Origin of the sequence: Burkholderia dolosa (assembly GCF_902499135.1) — a bacterium.
GTDB lineage: Bacteria > Pseudomonadota > Gammaproteobacteria > Burkholderiales > Burkholderiaceae > Burkholderia > Burkholderia dolosa.
Genome location: NZ_CABVPR010000045.1, coordinates 1 through 17,461 on the forward strand (window position 1 = coordinate 1; position 17,461 = coordinate 17,461).

At 69.2% G+C, this 17,461-nt stretch carries 17 protein-coding genes; 11 read left to right on the top strand and 6 right to left on the bottom strand.

The genetic code is table 11. From position 1 onward, the window contains the following. Nucleotides 1-498: SH3 domain-containing protein (locus BUB20358_RS19350; protein WP_174905102.1), on the bottom strand; the 498-nt coding region annotated here is incomplete at its 3' end. 33 nt (nt 499-531) lie between these two features. Beyond that, nucleotides 532-924: a hypothetical protein gene (locus tag BUB20358_RS19355; RefSeq protein WP_035973955.1), complete on the bottom strand. Its 393-nt coding sequence runs from the start codon at nt 922-924 to the stop codon at nt 532-534. A gap of 310 nt (nt 925-1,234) precedes the next feature. On the opposite strand from BUB20358_RS19355, the gene BUB20358_RS19360 reads away from it, so the two are divergent. Both BUB20358_RS19360 and BUB20358_RS19365 read left to right on the top strand, forming a co-directional pair. Continuing rightward, the gene (locus BUB20358_RS19360) at nt 1,235-2,773 is read left to right on the top strand and encodes a sigma-70 family RNA polymerase sigma factor (protein WP_035973953.1); all 1,539 of its coding nucleotides are present in this window, start codon (nt 1,235-1,237) and stop codon (nt 2,771-2,773) included. 184 nt (nt 2,774-2,957) lie between these two features. Continuing rightward, on the top strand, nt 2,958-3,839 hold the full coding sequence (locus BUB20358_RS19365) for a helix-hairpin-helix domain-containing protein (RefSeq protein ID WP_035973950.1): 882 nt from the start codon (nt 2,958-2,960) through the stop codon (nt 3,837-3,839). 33 nt (nt 3,840-3,872) lie between these two features. On the opposite strand, the gene BUB20358_RS19370 is transcribed toward BUB20358_RS19365, so the two are convergent. Then, nucleotides 3,873-4,328 carry a helix-turn-helix domain-containing protein gene (locus BUB20358_RS19370; protein ID WP_006765742.1) on the bottom strand — a complete coding sequence of 152 codons (456 nt, stop codon included), beginning with the start codon at nt 4,326-4,328 and terminating at the stop codon, nt 3,873-3,875. Between the two features lie 146 nt (nt 4,329-4,474). Between BUB20358_RS19370 and BUB20358_RS19375 the strand changes: the two genes are divergently transcribed. Then, nucleotides 4,475-4,975: a DUF2938 domain-containing protein gene (locus BUB20358_RS19375; protein WP_006765741.1), complete on the top strand. Its 501-nt coding sequence runs from the start codon at nt 4,475-4,477 to the stop codon at nt 4,973-4,975. Nucleotides 4,976-5,136: 161 nt separating this feature from the next. On the opposite strand, the gene scpC is transcribed toward BUB20358_RS19375, so the two are convergent. Further along, on the bottom strand, nt 5,137-6,651 hold the full coding sequence (gene scpC, locus BUB20358_RS19380) for a succinyl-CoA:acetate CoA-transferase ScpC (protein WP_035973948.1): 1,515 nt from the start codon (nt 6,649-6,651) through the stop codon (nt 5,137-5,139). A 654-nt stretch (nt 6,652-7,305) separates the two neighbouring features. Here scpC and BUB20358_RS19385 point away from each other — a divergent pair. The 8 genes from BUB20358_RS19385 (at nt 7,306) to pip (ending at nt 15,735) form a co-directional block, all read left to right on the top strand. After that, entirely contained in the window at nt 7,306-7,986 is a 681-nt protein-coding gene (locus BUB20358_RS19385) for a CDP-alcohol phosphatidyltransferase family protein (RefSeq protein ID WP_006765739.1), read from the top strand. Next, complete coding sequence (locus BUB20358_RS19390; RefSeq protein WP_035973946.1) at nt 7,983-8,795, top strand: HalD/BesD family halogenase; 813 nt, start codon at nt 7,983-7,985, stop codon at nt 8,793-8,795. The genes BUB20358_RS19385 and BUB20358_RS19390 overlap by 4 nt, the downstream gene beginning before the upstream one ends. Then, on the top strand, nt 8,792-9,793 hold the full coding sequence (locus tag BUB20358_RS19395) for an HpnL family protein (protein WP_035973944.1): 1,002 nt from the start codon (nt 8,792-8,794) through the stop codon (nt 9,791-9,793). Before BUB20358_RS19390 ends, BUB20358_RS19395 begins: the two co-directional genes overlap by 4 nt. 42 nt (nt 9,794-9,835) lie before the next feature. Further along, on the top strand, nt 9,836-10,603 hold the full coding sequence (locus BUB20358_RS19400) for a phosphocholine cytidylyltransferase family protein (protein WP_035973942.1): 768 nt from the start codon (nt 9,836-9,838) through the stop codon (nt 10,601-10,603). Then, nucleotides 10,600-12,288, top strand: coding sequence for a phosphoenolpyruvate mutase (aepX, locus tag BUB20358_RS19405; RefSeq protein WP_035973940.1), 1,689 nt, complete (start codon nt 10,600-10,602; stop codon nt 12,286-12,288). The genes BUB20358_RS19400 and aepX overlap by 4 nt, the downstream gene beginning before the upstream one ends. Then, nucleotides 12,285-13,472: a phosphonopyruvate decarboxylase gene (aepY, locus tag BUB20358_RS19410; RefSeq protein WP_035973938.1), complete on the top strand. Its 1,188-nt coding sequence runs from the start codon at nt 12,285-12,287 to the stop codon at nt 13,470-13,472. The genes aepX and aepY overlap by 4 nt, the downstream gene beginning before the upstream one ends. Next, nucleotides 13,472-14,536 carry a 2-aminoethylphosphonate aminotransferase gene (locus BUB20358_RS19415; RefSeq protein ID WP_035973937.1) on the top strand — a complete coding sequence of 355 codons (1,065 nt, stop codon included), beginning with the start codon at nt 13,472-13,474 and terminating at the stop codon, nt 14,534-14,536. Before aepY ends, BUB20358_RS19415 begins: the two co-directional genes overlap by 1 nt. 266 nt (nt 14,537-14,802) lie before the next feature. Then, nucleotides 14,803-15,735: a prolyl aminopeptidase gene (pip, locus tag BUB20358_RS19420; RefSeq protein WP_035973935.1), complete on the top strand. Its 933-nt coding sequence runs from the start codon at nt 14,803-14,805 to the stop codon at nt 15,733-15,735. Nucleotides 15,736-15,785: 50 nt separating this feature from the next. Here the strand turns inward: pip and BUB20358_RS19425 are convergent, their stop codons facing one another. Both BUB20358_RS19425 and BUB20358_RS19430 read right to left on the bottom strand, forming a co-directional pair. Next, on the bottom strand, nt 15,786-16,058 hold the full coding sequence (locus BUB20358_RS19425; protein WP_035973933.1) for a hypothetical protein: 273 nt from the start codon (nt 16,056-16,058) through the stop codon (nt 15,786-15,788). Nucleotides 16,059-16,511: 453 nt separating this feature from the next. Continuing rightward, entirely contained in the window at nt 16,512-17,417 is a 906-nt protein-coding gene (locus BUB20358_RS19430; protein ID WP_035973931.1) for a DUF1120 domain-containing protein, read from the bottom strand. Between the last annotated feature and the right edge of the window lie 44 nt (nt 17,418-17,461).

Consider the following 17,461-nt stretch of genomic DNA (forward strand, 5'->3'; position numbering starts at 1 on the left):
CGGCACGCCGCCCGGCGGACGCTGCATCGGCCAGCCCGGCTGCGGACGCCCTTGCGCGGGCGGCATCCCGCCCGGGCCGATCCGCGGCTCGGCGCGATGCGCCCAGCGGTCGCGATCGTGATACCACGGCCGATGCCGGTAATAGCGATCCCAGTACGCGCCGATCGCGAAGCCGGTCACCGGCACGCCGATGACGGCGCCGTATTCGAGCAACGGCACGTAACTGCCCTGATACGGATAGTCGAGCAACTGCGCGTCGATCCACCCGCGCACGCCCGGCAGCGCGACGTCGCACCACGTGTAATCGCTGACGCAGCCGAACACGTCGAGCGCCGTGCCGGGCGGCAGTTCGGCGACCACCGGATAATCGGGCGCCGGCCCCGCGTACAGCTCGGCCGGCGAGTTGGTATATGCACTGCTCTGCGCGTCGGCCGCGCCCGGAATGGCCGCCAGCCCGAACAGCGCAGCGCACAGGCTTCGGACGATCGTGTTAGTCATGATGCTCTCCCGCGCGATGCCGCCGCGCGTCGCTCAGTGCCGATGGCCGCCGCGTCCGCCGCCCCAGTGACCGCCGCCCCATGGACGGTGCCGGTATCCGCCGCCGCCCCAATGTCCCCAGAAGCCGAAACCGATCGCGACCGGCGGCCCGTACCAGCCCGGATAGTACGCGGGGTAGTAATACGGATACGGCACGTAGACCGGCGCGACGTATACGGGCGCTTCGGTTTCGGCGCCCGCCGTCGTCCCGCTGGCGGGCACGGCAGGCGTCGCGGCGACGGCCGGCACCTCGCGCTGCGCGACCGCGGCTGGCACCGCTGCGTAATAAGGCGCGTAACCGTACGGGCCCCCATAGTAGTAACAGCCGCCCAGCGCGAGCGTGGACAGCGCGATGGCCGCGGACGTCGCGGCGGGAAGCGGATTCATCCGGTGCTCCGACGAAAATTCCTCTGCGCGCCGCCGGGCGCGCGTCTGACTGTAGCTTACGTCTCCTGCATATTTCCGCGGGTATGATCCGTTACTTTTTGTTTCCCGCGACATACGCGCGGCGCGTGCGGCCGCGGGCATGCGTCGTGCTCGCGCGTTCGCCGCGCCGGCGTTGAAGTTGGCGCAGATGCCCTCACGTTGAACGATGTCAGGCCGGCCGGCGCGGACGAGTGTTCGCGGCGCTCCGGCGGCCGGAAACCCGCGGGCCCCGGCCCGCCCAGACAGGAATGCGGCTCGCGCCGCCATCGACATGACTACGCCACGCTCCGCTGCCCGAGCGGACACGCCGCTCGATCCGATCATCCAGTTGCTCGCGCTGGCCGGCGAGCAGGGATATCTGACGCACGCCGATCTCGTCGACGCGCTGCCGCCCGAAAGCGACAGCGCCGACGCGCTGGAGGTCGTGCGCGCCGCGCTCGCGGACATCGGCATCGCCGTGCTCGACGAACCGCCCGCACCGGTGCCGTTCACGGGCGCCGCGCCGGTCGACGTCGATCGCGACGCGCTCGACGAAGGCCGCGCGCTGCTCGGCGAGCTCGCGCGCGGCGCGAGCGCGTCGACCGATCCGCTCGCGCTCTACATGCGGCGCATGCACGCCGTGCCGCTGCTCACGCGCGAAGATGAAATCGCGCTCGCCCGCGAGATCGAAACGGGCCGTCATCAGGTACTGCATGCGCTCGCCGGCTGTCCGGCGGCGGTCGACGCGCTGCTCGCGCGTCACCGGGCGACGGCCGCGTCGGCATCGGCCGACGACGAAAACGGCGCGCCGATGCCCGCCCGCTACGACGCACTCGACGAAGCCGTCGCCGCGGTGCGGCACGCGTTGCACGCGCACGGCAGCCGTACCGCCGAGTACCGCGATGCGCGCAACCGCCTCGCGACGCTGCTCGGTTCGATCGAATGGATGGCGTCGGCCGTCGACGATGCGAGCCGCGTCGTGCGCGCGCTCGCTGCCGCCCCGAACGAAGCCGCCGCACACGCTGCCGCCGGCGCCGACGCCGGATACTTCGACGCCGTCGCGCGACGCGCGCTCGCCGCGGCATTGAGCGACGGTCAGCAGAAGCTGCGTGACGGCACGCGCGCAATGCTGGAAGCGAACCTGCGGCTCGTGCTGTCGATCGCGCGCAAGTACATGAACCGCGGCGTCGACCTGCCCGATCTCGTGCAGGACGGCTGCGTCGGGTTGATGCGCGCGATCGAGAAGTTCGAATACCGGCGCGGCTTCAAGTTCTCGACTTACGCGACCTGGTGGATTCGGCAGGCGGTCGCGCGCGCGGTCGCCGACCGGTCGCGCACGATCCGCGTGCCGGTGCACGTCGGCGATCAGTATCAGCGCGTGCAGCGGCACGCGCTGCGTTTCCGGCAGCGCACCGGCCGCCGCGCGACGCCGGCCGAGCTCGCGGCCGAAACCGGGCTCGACGAGGACAAGCTGCGCGCGATACTCGCGCTGCCGGCCGAGCCGGTGTCGCTCGACACGCCGCTGCCCGACACCGACACAGGTCTCGTCGACACGATCGAGGATCAGGCATCGGCAAGCCCGTTCGAGCGGCTCGCCGACGCGCGCATGCGCGAATGCGTGACGTCGCTGCTGCGCTCGGTCACGCCGACCGAAGCCGACGTGCTGCGCCGGCGGTTCGGCCTCGGCGGCGCCGAGCCCGACACCTACGATGCGATCGCGCAGGACGCGGGCATGTCGCGCGAACGCGTGCGGCAGATCGAGAAGCGCGCGCTCGCCGCGCTGCGTACGGTCGCCGAGGCCGAAGGCGCGCAGACGTTTCTCGACGTGTAACGCGTGACGGATGCGGTTCGTGCGGCGCGGCGGCACGAATCGCATCAACGCGCGCATGGCCGTGCAACGTTTGCCGTTGACGCGCATCAATTTTTTCTCCTCGCGCCCCGTAACAATGGTGAAATATCGACCGGCGCATCGTCCGTCGAGTCGATGCCGTTTGCGCGCATCCAGGGGCCTCGCCATGCAGACGCCCGTCAGCCAAACGCACGAGGAAAACCGGCACATCGCGAGCTGCCTGCGCGAGGCCGCGCAGCGGCTCGCCGAACAAGGCGCGAACCCGTATCGGGCGGCCGCCTATGCGGCGTCGGCGGACACCGTCGACGCGCTCGACATCGACGTGCGTGCGCTGTTCGATGCCGGCGGCGTCGATGCGCTCGGTGCGCTGCCCGCGATCGGCACCGGCGTCGCACAGGCGATCGCCGAGTGGCTCGTCACCGGGCATTGGCGCCAGCTCGACCGGCTGCGCGGGGAAGCCGAATACGCGTCGGCGTTCGAAGCCGTGCCGGGCATCGGCCACGCGCTCGCGCTACGCATTCACGAACGGCTGCACATCGATACGCTGGAGGAACTCGAACGCGCGGCGCGCAGCGGCCGGCTCGAAACGATTCCGGGCGTCGGCCCGCGTCGCGCGGCCGGCATCCGTGCCGCGCTCGGCGACGTGCTGAGCCGCCGCCGGCGCTGGCAAAGCCACGTATGCGACGCAGGCCCCGGCACCGAGCCGCCGGTCGAACTGCTGCTCTACGTCGATCGCCTGTACCGCAGCAAGGCCGCGGCCGGCACGCTGCCGATGCTCGCGCCGCGGCGGCTGAGCGCCGATGTCGTCGTGCCGTCCCCGGTGATGCACATGACCAAGGGCGGCTGGCACTTCACCGCGCTGTGCCCGCATCCGGGCGCGCGTGCGTCGGACCCCGCGCGCACCGCGGACTGGGTCACGCTGTACTTTTACGATGCGCGGCAATGCGAGCATCAGCGTACGGTATTCACCGGAACGCTCGGCTCGCTCGTCGGCAAGCGCATCGTGCGCGGGCGCGAAATGGAATGCCGCGTGTATTACGCGGGCTGAGCCGCGATGCGCGTCAAGCCGGCGGCGAGCCGCTCAGGTTTTTTGTGCCTTCTCTCCCTTCTCTGCCTTCTCCGCGCCGTTCACCCGGCGCGCCGGACGACGATGCGCGGCCACCCGCAGCAGCTTCCGGAAAGTCGGGCATTCTAGATGGCTCGGCGCCGGACACACGGCCGCATGCCGCAGCGCATCGCGCACCGCGACGAGCCGCCGGATCGTGCGATCGAGCTCGTCGGCCTTGCCGTCGAGCTTTGCGCGATCGATCGCCGGGCGGCCGTCAACACCGAACATCGCGAGGATGTCGTCGAGCGAAAAACCGGCCTCGCGGCCGAGCGCGATCAGCGCAAGACGTTCGAGCACGGACTCGTCGTATTGTCGCCGCAGCCCGTGCCGGCCGTTCGGCACGATCAGCCCCTTTTCCTCGTAGTAGCGCAGCGTCGACGCCGGCAATCCGGTGCGTCGCGCAACGTCGGCAATGTCCAGACGGCTCATGCTTGACCTCAAGTGAACTTGAAGCTGCAAGATAGGCGCTCCCGTCGTCGACGACAAGCCTGGACTGCCATGAGCACGCTGAAAACGATCCGAACCCCGACGCGCGGCGCGCCCGCCTGTGCCGATCGCGCCGATGGAGGCGCCCGATGAGCGGCGCCGATCTGCTGTGGCACGCGCTGCCCGTCGGCGCGGGCGCGACGCTCGTGATGGACCTGTGCACGCTGCTCCGACGGCGCGCGTTCGGCACGCCGTCGCTCGACTACGCGCTCGTCGGCCGCTGGCTCGGCCACATGACGCGCGGCCGGTTCCGGCACGCGTCGATCGCCGCCGCGCCGCGCGTGCGCGGCGAGCGCGCGCTCGGCTGGCTCGCGCATTACGCGATCGGCGTCGCGTTCGCGGTGTTGCCGGTCGTCATCGCCGGAGCCCGATGGCTCGACGCGCCGACGCTTGCGCCCGCGCTCGCCGCCGGCCTCGTCAGCGTCGTCGCGCCGTTCTTCGTGATGCAGCCCGCGTTCGGCTTCGGCATCGCGGCGTCGCGTACGCCTCGGCCGGCCGTCGCGCGTGCACGCAGCATCGTGTCGCACCTGTCGTACGGCGCCGGTCTGTATCTGAGCGCGCTGCTGCTGGCCGCCGCAACGACGCGCTGACGGCGCTCGCCGCGCGTCGCATCGGGCCGAGACGGCGATGCGGTCCGCTCCAGCACTCCAGCGCTCCCGGGCTCCCGGGCTCCCGGGCTCCCGGGCTTCAGGGCTTCAGGGCTTCAGGGCTTCAGGGCTTCAGGGCTTCAGAGCTCCAGCGCTCCAGCGCGTCACGCCTTCATCGTGCCGGTCCGCACGTACCGCTCGTGCCACGACAGCGCGTCCGCGAGCAGATGCGGCGTGTGCTTGCCGAAGCTCTCGCGCGACGCGCGTTCGAAATAGTCGTCGAGCATCGGCCGGTAATCGGGGTGCGCACAGGTCGAGATGATCTGGCGCGCGCGCTGCTTCGGCGACAGCCCGCGCAGGTCCGCGAGCCCCTGCTCGGTGACGACCACCGCGACGTCGTGCTCGGTGTGATCGACGTGGCTCGCCATCGGCACGATCCGCGAGATCGCGCCGCCCTTCGCGGTACTCGCCGACATGAAGCACGCGAGATAGCCGTTGCGCGCGAAGTCGCCCGAGCCGCCGATCCCGTTCTGGATCTTCGTGCCCATCACGTGCGTCGAATTCACGTTGCCGTAGATGTCGGCCTCGATCATCCCGTTCATCGCGATGCAGCCGAGGCGGCGCACGAGTTCCGGATGGTTGCTGATCTCCTGCGGGCGCAGCACGATCTTCTCGCGAAACGTCGCGATCTCGTCCGCGAAGCGCTGCACCGCGGCCGGGCTCAGCGACAGCGCGGTCGCCGATGCGAAGCTCAGCGTGCCGTCGGCGAGCAGGTCGAGCATCCCGTCCTGGATCACTTCGGTGTACGCGGTCAGGTTCGAGAAGCCGGCCGAGCTCAGCTCCGCGAGCACCGCGTTCGTGATGTTGCCGACGCCCGACTGCAGCGGCAGCAGGTTTTCCGGCAGCCGGCCGCGCCCCACTTCGTGGCGCAGGAAATCGATCAGCTGCTGCGCGATCTGTTTCGACGTGTCGTCCGGCGCGGAGAACGCGTTGCTGCGGTCCGGCGCGTCGGTCTCGACGATCGCGACGATCTTCTCTGCCGGGCAGCGCAGATACGGTTCGCCGATGCGGTCGTCGCTCTTCGTCAGCGGAATCGGCTTGCGATGCGGCGGCAGCGCGGTGCCGTAGTAGATGTCGTGCATTCCGTCGAGGCCGAGCGGCTGCCGCACGTTCACTTCGAGGATCACGTGCTTCGCGCGCTCGAGCCAGGTCTTGTTGTTGCCGACCGATGCGGACGGAATCAGCAGCCCGTCCTCGCGGATGCCCGCCACTTCGACGATCGCGACGTCGAGATCGCCGTACAGCCCGAACCACGCATATTGCGCGACGTGACTCAGATGGACGTCCTGATAGTCGACTTCGCCGCCGTTGATCTTGTCGCGCAGCGTCGGGTCCGACTGGTACGGCAGGCGCATCGAGATGCCGTCGGTGCGCGCGAGCGCGCCGTCGAGTTCCGGCGCGGTCGACGCGCCCGTCAGCACGTTGATCCGGAACGGCTCGCCGCGCGCATGCGCGGCTTCGATGCGCGCGGCGAGCGCGGCCGGCACGGCCTTCGGATAGCCGGAACCGGTGAAGCCGCTCATCGCGACGGTCATGCCGGGACGGATCAGCGCGGCCGCTTCGTCGGCGGTGCGGACGAGCGAACGCAGGGCGGGAGCGAGGATGCGTGATGAAGACATGGCTGAATCTCTGACGCGTTTTGGTCTGTCGTTGACGTCGCGGGGCGGTGTCTCCTGAGCGACGCGAAGCCCTGGGGCCGCGTGACGCGGCCGGCACCACAGGCACGGCCGGAGTATCGCAGACGCGATCGCCGCGAAATGTCCGCCGGATGCAAAAGATCCTTGCCGGATTTGCCGGATATCGAACGGCCGTTCTGTGACAGACGCGCGGCGCGCGCGGCCAATGCCGAAAGCTCCATGAAAGCGCGAGACCCGCTTGCCGCGCGACGGACGTCGGCCTTCGCACATCGGCGGCGCATCGATACCGCCGATACCGGGCGCGTGCCGCCCTGTCGTCAGGCGCCGGCGAACATCGCGGTCGATTGTCGCCGGCCGCCGTTTTTTCGGGTCTGATGCAGGTCAAGCGGCGCGCGGTCGATCGATCCGAAAAATCGCGAACGCGGCCGCGTCTCCGCTCGCCCGACGAACGACGATCCGCCCTTGACAGCCGCAACATGCGCGCCACACTGGAACGGATGAAACGCCCGCTCACCGTCCGTTTCGCGACTCCGTTTCGCGGCCGGCCGATTCGTGCAATACGCGGTAACACTCCCGCATGTCAGGATATTGAACGAAGAAAAAGCAACAAATTACAATTCCGTATATATTTCGCCGATGGACCAAAGAAAAACCGCCACACGTTCCGAGCCCCCGCTGCCGCGCACCTGGGATGCGCGCCTGGCGCGCTCGCTTGTCCGGCCGCTCGTCGACACGCCGGTCACCCCGAATCACCTCACCACCGTTCGTCTGCTGATCGGCCTCGCCGGCGCCTGGTGCCTCGCGCAAGGCGGCTTCGGCTGGAGCAATGCAGGCGCGTTCCTGATCGTGCTGTCGAACTTCGTCGACCACACCGACGGCGAGCTCGCCCGCATCAGCGGCAAGTCGAGCAAGATCGGTCATTTTTACGACCTCGCAGCGGATGCGCTCGTCACGATCGCGCTGTTCGTCAGCATGGGGCTCGGCATCGTCGCGCAAGGCGGCCGGATGGCCGCGTCGCCGGTGCTGCTCGGCGCGGCGGCCGGCGCAGCCGTGGCGCTGATCTTCTATCTGCGCATGCGGATCGAATCGTTCGCGGGCAAGGCCGGCACCAAGCAGGCGTTCGTCGGCGGCTTCGAAACGGAAGACGTGCTGTACCTGCTGCCGCTCGTCACGCTCGCGGACGGCGTCCGGCCGTTCCTGCTCGCGGCGTCGATCGGCGCCCCGCTGTTCGCCGCGTGGGTCGTGATCGACTGGTGGCGCATCGTCCGGCGCGGCCATCTTCCGCAGAACCCAACCGAAATCCAGGCTTCCAAATGACTCCTAGCACGCGCGACGACACCGTGCTGAGCCCGGCACGCCCCGCGCCTGCGCGCGCGGCGGCAGCCGATCCCGATCGCACCGTGGCCGACTGCGTCGGCCGCCTCGACATCGACCGCCTGCGCAGCGACTACACGCGCCAGGGGTCGTTTCTGTATCTCGACACGTTTCTGCCGCCCGACGCGCACGCGAAGCTCGCCGCCGCCGCGCGCGCGATGCAGCCGAGCCTGAACCGCAATTACCTGCCCGGCCACAAGCAGGGCGGCAGCGTGAGCCGGCACACGATCGACGAACAGGCGCCGTACATCGCCGAGCTGTACCGCTCGAAAGCGCTGATCGGCTTCCTCGAGAAGATCACCGGCGACAAGCTGATGCCGTCGCCGGACGACGATCCGCACGCCTATGCGCTGTATTACTACACGAAGCCCGGCGACCACATCGGCTGGCATTACGACACGTCGTACTACGACGGCCGCCGCTACACGCTGCTGATCGGCGTGATCGACGAATCGTCGTGCCGCCTCGACTACGAGCTGCATACGCGCAACCCCGACGTGCCGGACGAGCCGGGCTCCGTGCAGATCGCCGACGGCGGCATCGTGCTGTTCGACGGCGACAAGCTGCGCCATCGGATCACGCCGCTCGGCCACAACGAAACCCGCGTGTCGCTCACGTTCGAATACGTGACGAACCCCGGCATGCGGCCGTGGAAGCGCTTCATCTCGAACATGAAGGACGCGATCGCGTATTTCGGCTTCCGCCAGGTCTTCAAGCAGCTGGCGTCGCGGCGCACGACGGCGGGGTCATGACGCGCGCCGGCCTGATCCTGCTGTCTCTCGGGATGGCGCTGTTCGTCGCGCTGCTCGCGTGGCAAGGCGTCGGCGCAGTCACGTCCACGCTGCTCGCGGCCGGCTGGGGGCTCGCGCTGGTCGCGGCGTTCCACGTCGTGCCGCTCGCGATCGACGCGGTCGCGATCTCGGTGATGTTCCGCTCCGGCCAGCCGGGCGCCGATCTCGGCAACGCGGTGCGCGCGCGCTGGGTCGGCGAGTCGGTGAACAGCCTGCTGCCCGCCGGCCAGATCGGCGGGCCGGTGCTGATGGTGCGGCACCTCGCGCAGCGCGGCACGCGGATGGCCGATGCGGCCGCCGCGATCACCGTCAGCACGACGATGCAGGCGCTCGCGCAAATGGCGTTCGCGCTGATCGGCATCGCCGCATTCAGCGTCTATGCGACGCACGACTCGGTCGCTCATCTTCGTACGCCCGCGCTGATCGCCACGGGCGTGCTCGGCGCGCTCGCCGTGCTGTTCTATGCGGCGCAGCGGCGCGGGCTGTTCGGGCGCGGCATGCGTCTCGCATCGAAGCTGCTCGGCCCGCGCGACTGGTCGTCGCTCGCGACCCGCGCGGACGCGATCGACGGCGCGGTCGGCGCGCTGTACCGCGATCGCGCGAAGGTCGCGAAGACCTTCGCGCTGAGTCTCGTCGGCTGGATCGCCGGCACCGCCGAAGTGTGGCTCGCGCTGCACTTCCTCGGTCATCCGGTGAGCTGGCTCGACGCGCTGCTGCTCGAAAGCGTCGGCCAGGCGATCCGCGGTGCGGCCTTCGCGATCCCGGGCTCGCTCGGCGCGCAGGAAGGCGGCTACCTGCTGCTCGCGCCGCTCGTCGGCCTGCCGCCCGACGCGGCGCTCGCGCTGTCGCTCGCGAAGCGCGCGCGCGAGCTCGCGCTCGGCCTGCCGGGCCTGCTCTATCTGCATTTCACGGAAAGAAACTGGCAGCGGCGCCGTGCGCCGCAGCCGCTCGCCGACTGATCGTCCAGCAAACGATCGAAAGGCTTTTTGGTTGGAGAACCCATGCGAGCCATCATCCTTGCGGCAGGCCTCGGCTTGCGCCTGCAACAACCGCCTGAAGCGCAATACCCGAAGTGCCTGCTGCGCTTCGACGACGTGTCGCTGCTCGAGCGCCACCTGCGCGCGCTCGACGCGGCCGGCGTCGACGAGATCGTGCTGGCGCTCGGCTTCCAGTCCGACAAGGTCGTGCAGGAACTCGCGCGCCTCGGCCGCACGGCCGAGATCGTGCTGAACGAGCGCTACGATCTCGGCAGCGTGCTGACCGTGCACACCGTCGCCGATGCGATGACGCGCGGCGGCGACGTGCTGCTGATGGACGCCGACGTGCTGTACGACGAGCGCATCCTGCACGCGCTCGTCGCCGATCCCGACCGGCCGGTGGACCGCGTGCTGATCGACCGCGACTTCGAGGCGGGCGACGAGCCCGTCAAGCTGTGCGTGAAGAACGGCGTGCCGGTCGAGCTGCGCAAGCAACTCGCGGTCGGCCTCGACTACGACACGATCGGCGAGTCGGTCGGCTTCTTCCGCTTCACCGAGAGCACTGCGCGCCGCCTCGCGACGATCGTCGCGGGCTACGTCGACAGCGGCCGCGCGAACATGCCGCACGAAGAAGCCGTGCGCGACCTGCTGCTCGAGGGCGGCCGCACGTTCGACATCGCCGACGTGACCGGCGCGCCGTGGATCGAAATCGATTTCCCCACCGACGTCGCGCGCGCCGCGCAAGACGTCCTTCCCCTGATTCAACGCACTACCGCGGGAGCCGCACGATGAATGCACGCGAACCCAATTTCACCGAATCGCGCAGCGCACGCCTGCGCCGGATGCTCGTCAGCAACGAACTCGAATTCCTGATGGAAGCGCACAACGGCCTGTCCGCGCGGATCGTCCGCGAGGCCGGCTTCAAGGGGATCTGGGCATCGGGCCTCGCGATCTCCGCGCAGTTCGGCGTGCGCGACAACAACGAGGCCAGCTGGACGCAGGTCGTCGACGTGCTCGAGTTCATGGCCGACGCGAGCGATCTGCCGATCCTGCTCGACGGCGACACCGGCTACGGCAACTTCAACAACGTGCGCCGCCTCGTGAAGAAGCTCGAGCAGCGCGGCATCGCGGGCGTGTGCATCGAGGACAAGCAGTTCCCGAAGACGAACAGCTTCATCGACGGCGAGCGCCAGCCGCTCGCGGAGATCGACGAGTTCTGCGGCAAGATCAAGGCCGGCAAGGATTCGCAGAGCGACCCGGACTTCTCGATCGTCGCGCGCGTCGAGGCGCTGATCGCCGGCTGGGGGATGGACGAGGCGCTGCGCCGCGCGAACGCGTACGCGGAAGCCGGCGCCGACGCGATCCTGATCCACAGCAAGCTGTCGCGTCCCGACGAAATCCTGCAGTTCGCGCGCGAATGGAGCGGCAAGGCACCGCTCGTGATCGTGCCGACCAAGTACTACAGCACGCCGACCGACGTGTTCCGCCAGGCCGGCATCAGCACCGTGATCTGGGCGAACCATCTGATCCGCGCATCGGCGTCCGCGATGCAGGCCGTCGCGCGCGAGATCCACGAAAGCGAAACGCTGATCAACGTCGAGGATCGCGTCGCGTCGGTCAACGAGATCTTCCGGCTGCAGGACGCCGACGAATATTCGGCGGCCGAGCGCATCTACCTGTCGTCGTCGTCGCGCGCGTCGAACGCGGCGATCGTGCTCGCCGCGAGCCGCGGCAACGGGCTCGAGGCCGTCACCGAAGACAAGCCGAAGGTGATGCTGCCGGTCGCCGGCAAGCCGCTGCTGCGCTGGCTCGTCGACGGCTTCAAGAAGCACGGCGTGAACGACATCACGGTCGTCGGCGGCTATCGCGCCGACGCGATCGACACGTCGGGCATCAAGCTCGTCGTGAACGAGCGCCACGCGGAAACAGGCGAACTCGCATCGCTCGCGTGCGCGGCCGAGCGCCTGACCGGCGACACGGTGATCTCGTACGGCGACCTGCTGTTCCGCAGCTACATCCTGCGCGACCTCGCGGAGAGCGAGGCCGAGTTCAGCGTCGTCGTCGATTCGTCGCTGACCGAGCCGTCGAACCAGAGCGTGCGCGACTTCGCGTTCTGCTCGGCTGCCGACGATCGCGGGCTGTTCGGCCACAAGGTGCTGCTCGAACGCGTGTCGAGCGATGCCGCAGAACGCACGCCGCACGGCCGCTGGATCGGGCTGCTGAACGTGCGCGGCGCGGGCGTCGAACGCCTGAAGGCGATGCTCGCGACGCTGCAGGCGCGCGACGATTTCGACACGCTCGACATCCCCGCGCTGCTGAACGAACTGATCGCCGCCGGCGAGAAGATCGAAGTGCAGTACGTGCACGGCCACTGGCGCGGCGTGAACGATCTCGAGGACTTCCGCCGCGCGGGCGACTTCGCGCACGGCCAGACGCCGCTGTCCGAGCCGGGCGCCGGCAACGGGGGCGCGCAATGATCGAAGCGGCCCAGTTCGTCGAGGCCGCGCGCGAACGCGGCTTCGACTGGTACGCGGGCGTGCCCTGCTCGTACCTGACGCCGTTCATCAACTACGTGCTGCAGGATCCGACGCTGCACTACCTGTCGGCCGCGAACGAAGGCGACGCGGTCGCGCTGATCGCGGGCGCGACGCTCGGCGGCAAGCGCGGGATCGCGATGATGCAGAACTCGGGGCTCGGCAACGCGGTGAGCCCGCTCACGTCGCTCACGTGGACGTTCCGGCTGCCGCAGCTGCTGATCGTCACGTGGCGCGGCCAGCCGGGCGTGCCCGACGAGCCGCAGCACGCGCTGATGGGTCCGATCACGCCGACGATGCTCGACACGATGGAAATCGCGTGGGAGACGTTTCCGACCGACCCCGCACAGGTCGGCCCGGCGCTCGACCGCGCGATCGCGCACATGGACACGACCGGCCGCCCGTACGCGCTGGTCATGCAGAAAGGCAGCGTCGCGCCGTACGAGCTGAACGCGAATCCGGCCGCGAAGCCGCGCGCGCATGTGACGCCGCAATCGTCGTCGCGCGCCGCGTCGCCCGCTGCGTGGCCGACGCGCCACGCGGCGCTGCAGCGCGTGATCGCGCATACGCCGGTCGATTCGACGGTCGTGCTCGCATCGACCGGCTTCTGCGGCCGCGAACTCTATGCGATCGACGATCGTCCGAACCAGCTGTACATGGTCGGCTCGATGGGCTGCGTGACGCCGCTCGCGCTCGGGCTCGCGCTCGCGCGCCCCGACCTGCGCGTGGTCGCGGTGGACGGCGACGGCGCCGCGCTGATGCGGATGGGCGCGTTCGCGACGCTCGGTACCTACGGCCCGGCGAATCTCACGCACGTGCTGCTCGACAACGGTGCGCACGAATCGACCGGCGGCCAGGCGACGGTGTCGCAGCACGTGTCGTTCGCGGGCGTCGCGGCCGCGTGCGGCTACGCGTCGGCCGCCGAAGGCGACACGCTCGACGTGCTCGACGCGGCGCTCGACGCGTCGAACGCGGTCGACGGCGCGCGCTTCGTGCGGCTCGCGATCCGCACCGGCGTGCCGGACGGCCTGCCGCGCCCGACCGTCACGCCGGTCGAAGTCAAGACGCGCCTGATGCAGCACATCGGCGCCGCGCAGTCCGAAGCCCACGCTGAAGGAGCCCATTGATGCTGCTGCTGAACCCCGGCCCGGTGACGCTGACCGAACGCGTGCGCCGCAGCCTGCTGCAACCGGACCTGTGCCATCGCGAAAGCGAATTCTTCGATCTGCAGGACGAAGCGCGTGCGCGGCTCGTCGCCGCATACGAACTCGATCCGGCCGAATGGGCGGCCGTGCTGATGACGGGCTCCGGCACCGCTGCCGTCGAGAGCATGATCGCGGCGCTCGTGCCGCAAGGCGGCAAGCTGCTCGTGATCGAGAACGGCGTGTACGGCGAGCGGATCGCGCAGATCGCGACGCAGTACGCGATCGCGCACGACGTGCTCAAGCACGAATGGATGCAGGCGCCCGACGTCGCGCAGATCGCCGCGCGGCTCGACGCCGGCGGCTATTCGCACGTGGCCGTGATCCATCACGAAACGACGACCGGCCGGCTGAACGATCTCGGCGCGATCGCCGACGTATGCCGCGCGCGCGGCGTCAAGCTGCTCGTCGACGGCGTCAGCAGCTTCGGTGCGGAAGCGATCGACTTCGCGGGCGGCGTGATCGACGCGGTGGCCGCGACCGCGAACAAGTGCCTGCACGGCGTGCCGGGTGCCGCGTTCGTGATCGTGCGCCGCAGTGCGCTCGCGAACGCGGCGAGCCGCACGTACTACCTCGGCCTCGGCCGCCTGGCGAAGCTGCAGGATCAGCGCAACACGCCGTTCACGCCGTCGGTGCACGCGTACTACGCGCTCGTCGAGGCGTTGCGCGAGTTCGACGAGGCCGGCGGCTGGCGCGCGCGTCATGCGCGCTATCGCGCGCTGGCCGACCGCGTGCAGGCCGGCCTCGCCGCGCGCGGGATGCCGCTCGTGCTGCCCGACGGCGCATCGTCGGTCGTGCTGCGTGCGTACCGGCTGCCGCAGGGCGTCACGTACGAAGCGCTGCACGACGGGTTGAAGGCGCGCGGCTTCGTGATCTACGCGGGGCAAGGCGGGCTGTCGAAGGAGCTGTTCCGGATCTCGACGATGGGCGCGATCGAAGCGGCCGACGTCGATCGGTTGCTGGACGGATTTACCGCGCTGACGCGCTGAATATCGCGCGTTCGCCGGTTGGAGAAAAGGCCCGCAAGGGCCTTTTTTTCATTCTTCGTTCCGACGCTGCGGCGACGGCGGCCATGCCGCGATGCCGCGATGCCGCCCGAATGCGCGATCGAATCGGCATAATGACGATCGTCGTCCGGCGGCGTCCGGTCCGATGCGCGCGCAACGGATGCTCGTCGTGCCGCGTGTTCCGGTCGCGCGCAAACGGGCCCGCAACGTCGTCCGCCTTCTGTCGCCCCTTCACGAGGAGTCTGCCTGTGTATCCACCGATCGAACCCTATGCCCACGGCCATCTCGATACCGGCGACGGTCATCGGATCTATTGGGAGCGCTGCGGCAATCCGGCCGGCAAGCCGGCCGTGTTCCTGCACGGCGGCCCCGGCGCGGGCTGCAACGCCGACCATCGCCGGCTGTTCGATCCCGAGCGCTACGACGTGCTGCTGTTCGACCAGCGCGGCTGCGGCCGCTCGACGCCGCATGCGAGCCTCGACAACAACACGACGTGGGATCTGGTCGCCGACATCGAACGTCTGCGCGAGATGGTCGGCGCCGAGCGATGGCTCGTGTTCGGCGGCTCGTGGGGCAGCGCGCTCGCGCTTGCCTATGCGCAGACCCATCGCGAACGCGTGAGCGCGCTGATCGTGCGCGGCATCTTCACGATGCGTCGCGCGGAGCTGCTGTGGTACTACCAGGAAGGTGCGTCGTGGCTGTTCCCGGACCTGTGGGCGGAATTCGTCGCGCCGATTCCGGAAGCCGAACGCGGCGACCTGATGGCCGCATACCATCGCCGGCTCACGGGCGACGACGAAGCGGCGAAGCTCGAAGCCGCACGCGCGTGGAGCATCTGGGAAGGCCGGACGATCACGCTGCTGCCGAATCCGGCGCTCGCCGAGCATTTCGCGGACGGCCACTACGCGCTCGCGTTCGCGCGCATCGAAAACCACTACTTCGTGAATGGCGGTTTCGTCGACGAAGGCCAGTTGCTGCGCGACGCGCACCGCCTCGCCGGCATTCCGGGTGTGATCGTGCAAGGCCGCTACGACGTCGCGACGCCTGCACGCACAGCATGGGAACTCGCGCAGGCGTGGCCCGATGCGACGCTCGAGATCGTGCCCGACGCCGGACACGCGTACAACGAGCCCGGCATTCTGAAAGCGCTGCTAGCCGCGACGGACCGGTTCGCCGCGTAGCCGACACGGTGCGGCTCGACATCCGTGCGTGCGGCACGCGCAGCCGGCGATCAAAGCGCCGTTTCGACGATCGTCCGGTCGTGAATCGCGCGCTCGACGAGCCGCTCGTCGCCGACCTTGCGAATCGCGTCGTCGAGCAGCCCTTCCGGCTGCTCGGTCGCGACCTTCAGCAGCCCCGACAGCCCGCGCGCGTCGAGCACCACGAGCGTCTCCATGGAATCCGCGCGGCTGACCAGCACGCGGCGCCACGCCGGGCCCGCGCCGAAGCTCGCGCACAGTGAAATCGTGTCGTTGCCGAGCGGATAGTCGAAGTTCTTGATCATGATGTGCCGCCGTTGCAATGGACTGGCGACGCGCGACGGCGCGGCGCCGTGACGTCGACGCACCCGCGCGTGCCGCCGGGACGGGCCGCGATCGGGCCCGGCTACCGACATCGTCATGCTAGGCCTGCAGTATTAACGAAGACTTAAACGGCGCGCGCCGCTTGCCGGCGGGCGTGATCGCGCATCGGGCGGTCGATCTGCGCGCTCGGTCGTTTGATCGCGATACGGCAGTCGCCGGGCAGCCCGATCGCATCGCAAGCGCTGCCGGCGCGTGGCCGCAACGAACGGCGCGGTCGCCGGAAGCGATTGGCGCCGCCGTGGCCGCAACATCGCGGCCACGGCGGCGCCGACTACATCGACATTGCCGGTCGCCGAACCGGCACCGCGACGTACGCGGCACCGCGTTGCTCGCCGTCACGTCGGTTTCCCTTCAGCCGACGAGCGATTGCGCGCTCAGATATAGACGAGGTCGAACGTCGCCTGACCGTCCAGCTTTTCGGCCGTACCCGTACCGAGCTCGCTCGCCGAGTTCAGCATTGCGCGCACCTTGATCGGGAACGTGAAGTTCGTCCCGTTGATCGCGTGCGCGACGCCGCCGCCGACCACCGGCACGGTCGACAGCGCGTTGCCGATGTTGAACGCATTCACGGCCGAATACTTGAAGTTCTTCGCGATATACAAGCCGGTATCGCTGTCGAACGAGCCGAGCATCCCGCTACGCGTGATCCACAGCCCATGCGATGCGTTGAGGCCCGGCACCATGCCGGCGATCGTCTTGTATGCGGAATCGGCGATGCCGCCGACCGCCGGCATCCAGTCGCTCAGCGACACGCCGGTCGTGACCGCCATGTTGGTGATCGCGCCGAGGCCGCCGCTCGTCGAACCCGTGACCTTCGCCGCGCCGAGCTGCATCGAGTACGCGCCGATCTTCGCGCCCTTGGTCGTCTTGCCGAGGCCGAACAGCTGATCGTTCCAGCCCATGATGCCGCCGCCCTCGTTCGCGAGGTTCGGCACCAGCCAGCTCATCACCGTGTCCTTCGCGTTCGTCAGCACGCCGCGACTGACCTGCGTGCCGTTGCGGTTGTCGGTGACCTTGAACGCGATGAACGACGGCGACGTGCACGAGATTCGCAGCGACGTCTTTTTCTCGCCGACCTTGGTGAAATCCGCGCGGGGCGACACCTGGCCGAAATCGATCGTATCGCCGCCCTCGAACGTCGGCGTGCAGGCCGGCGGAACGATCGTGCCGGTGACCTTCAGCACCGCGGACGACTGCGCGAACGCATGCGGCGCAGCGCCCATCATCGCGACACCGATCGCGATCGCGCCAAGAGCCGGGTTCAACTTGATTCGATTCATGACTGCTCTCCTGTTGTATAGGCAGATTGCTTAATAAATATCCG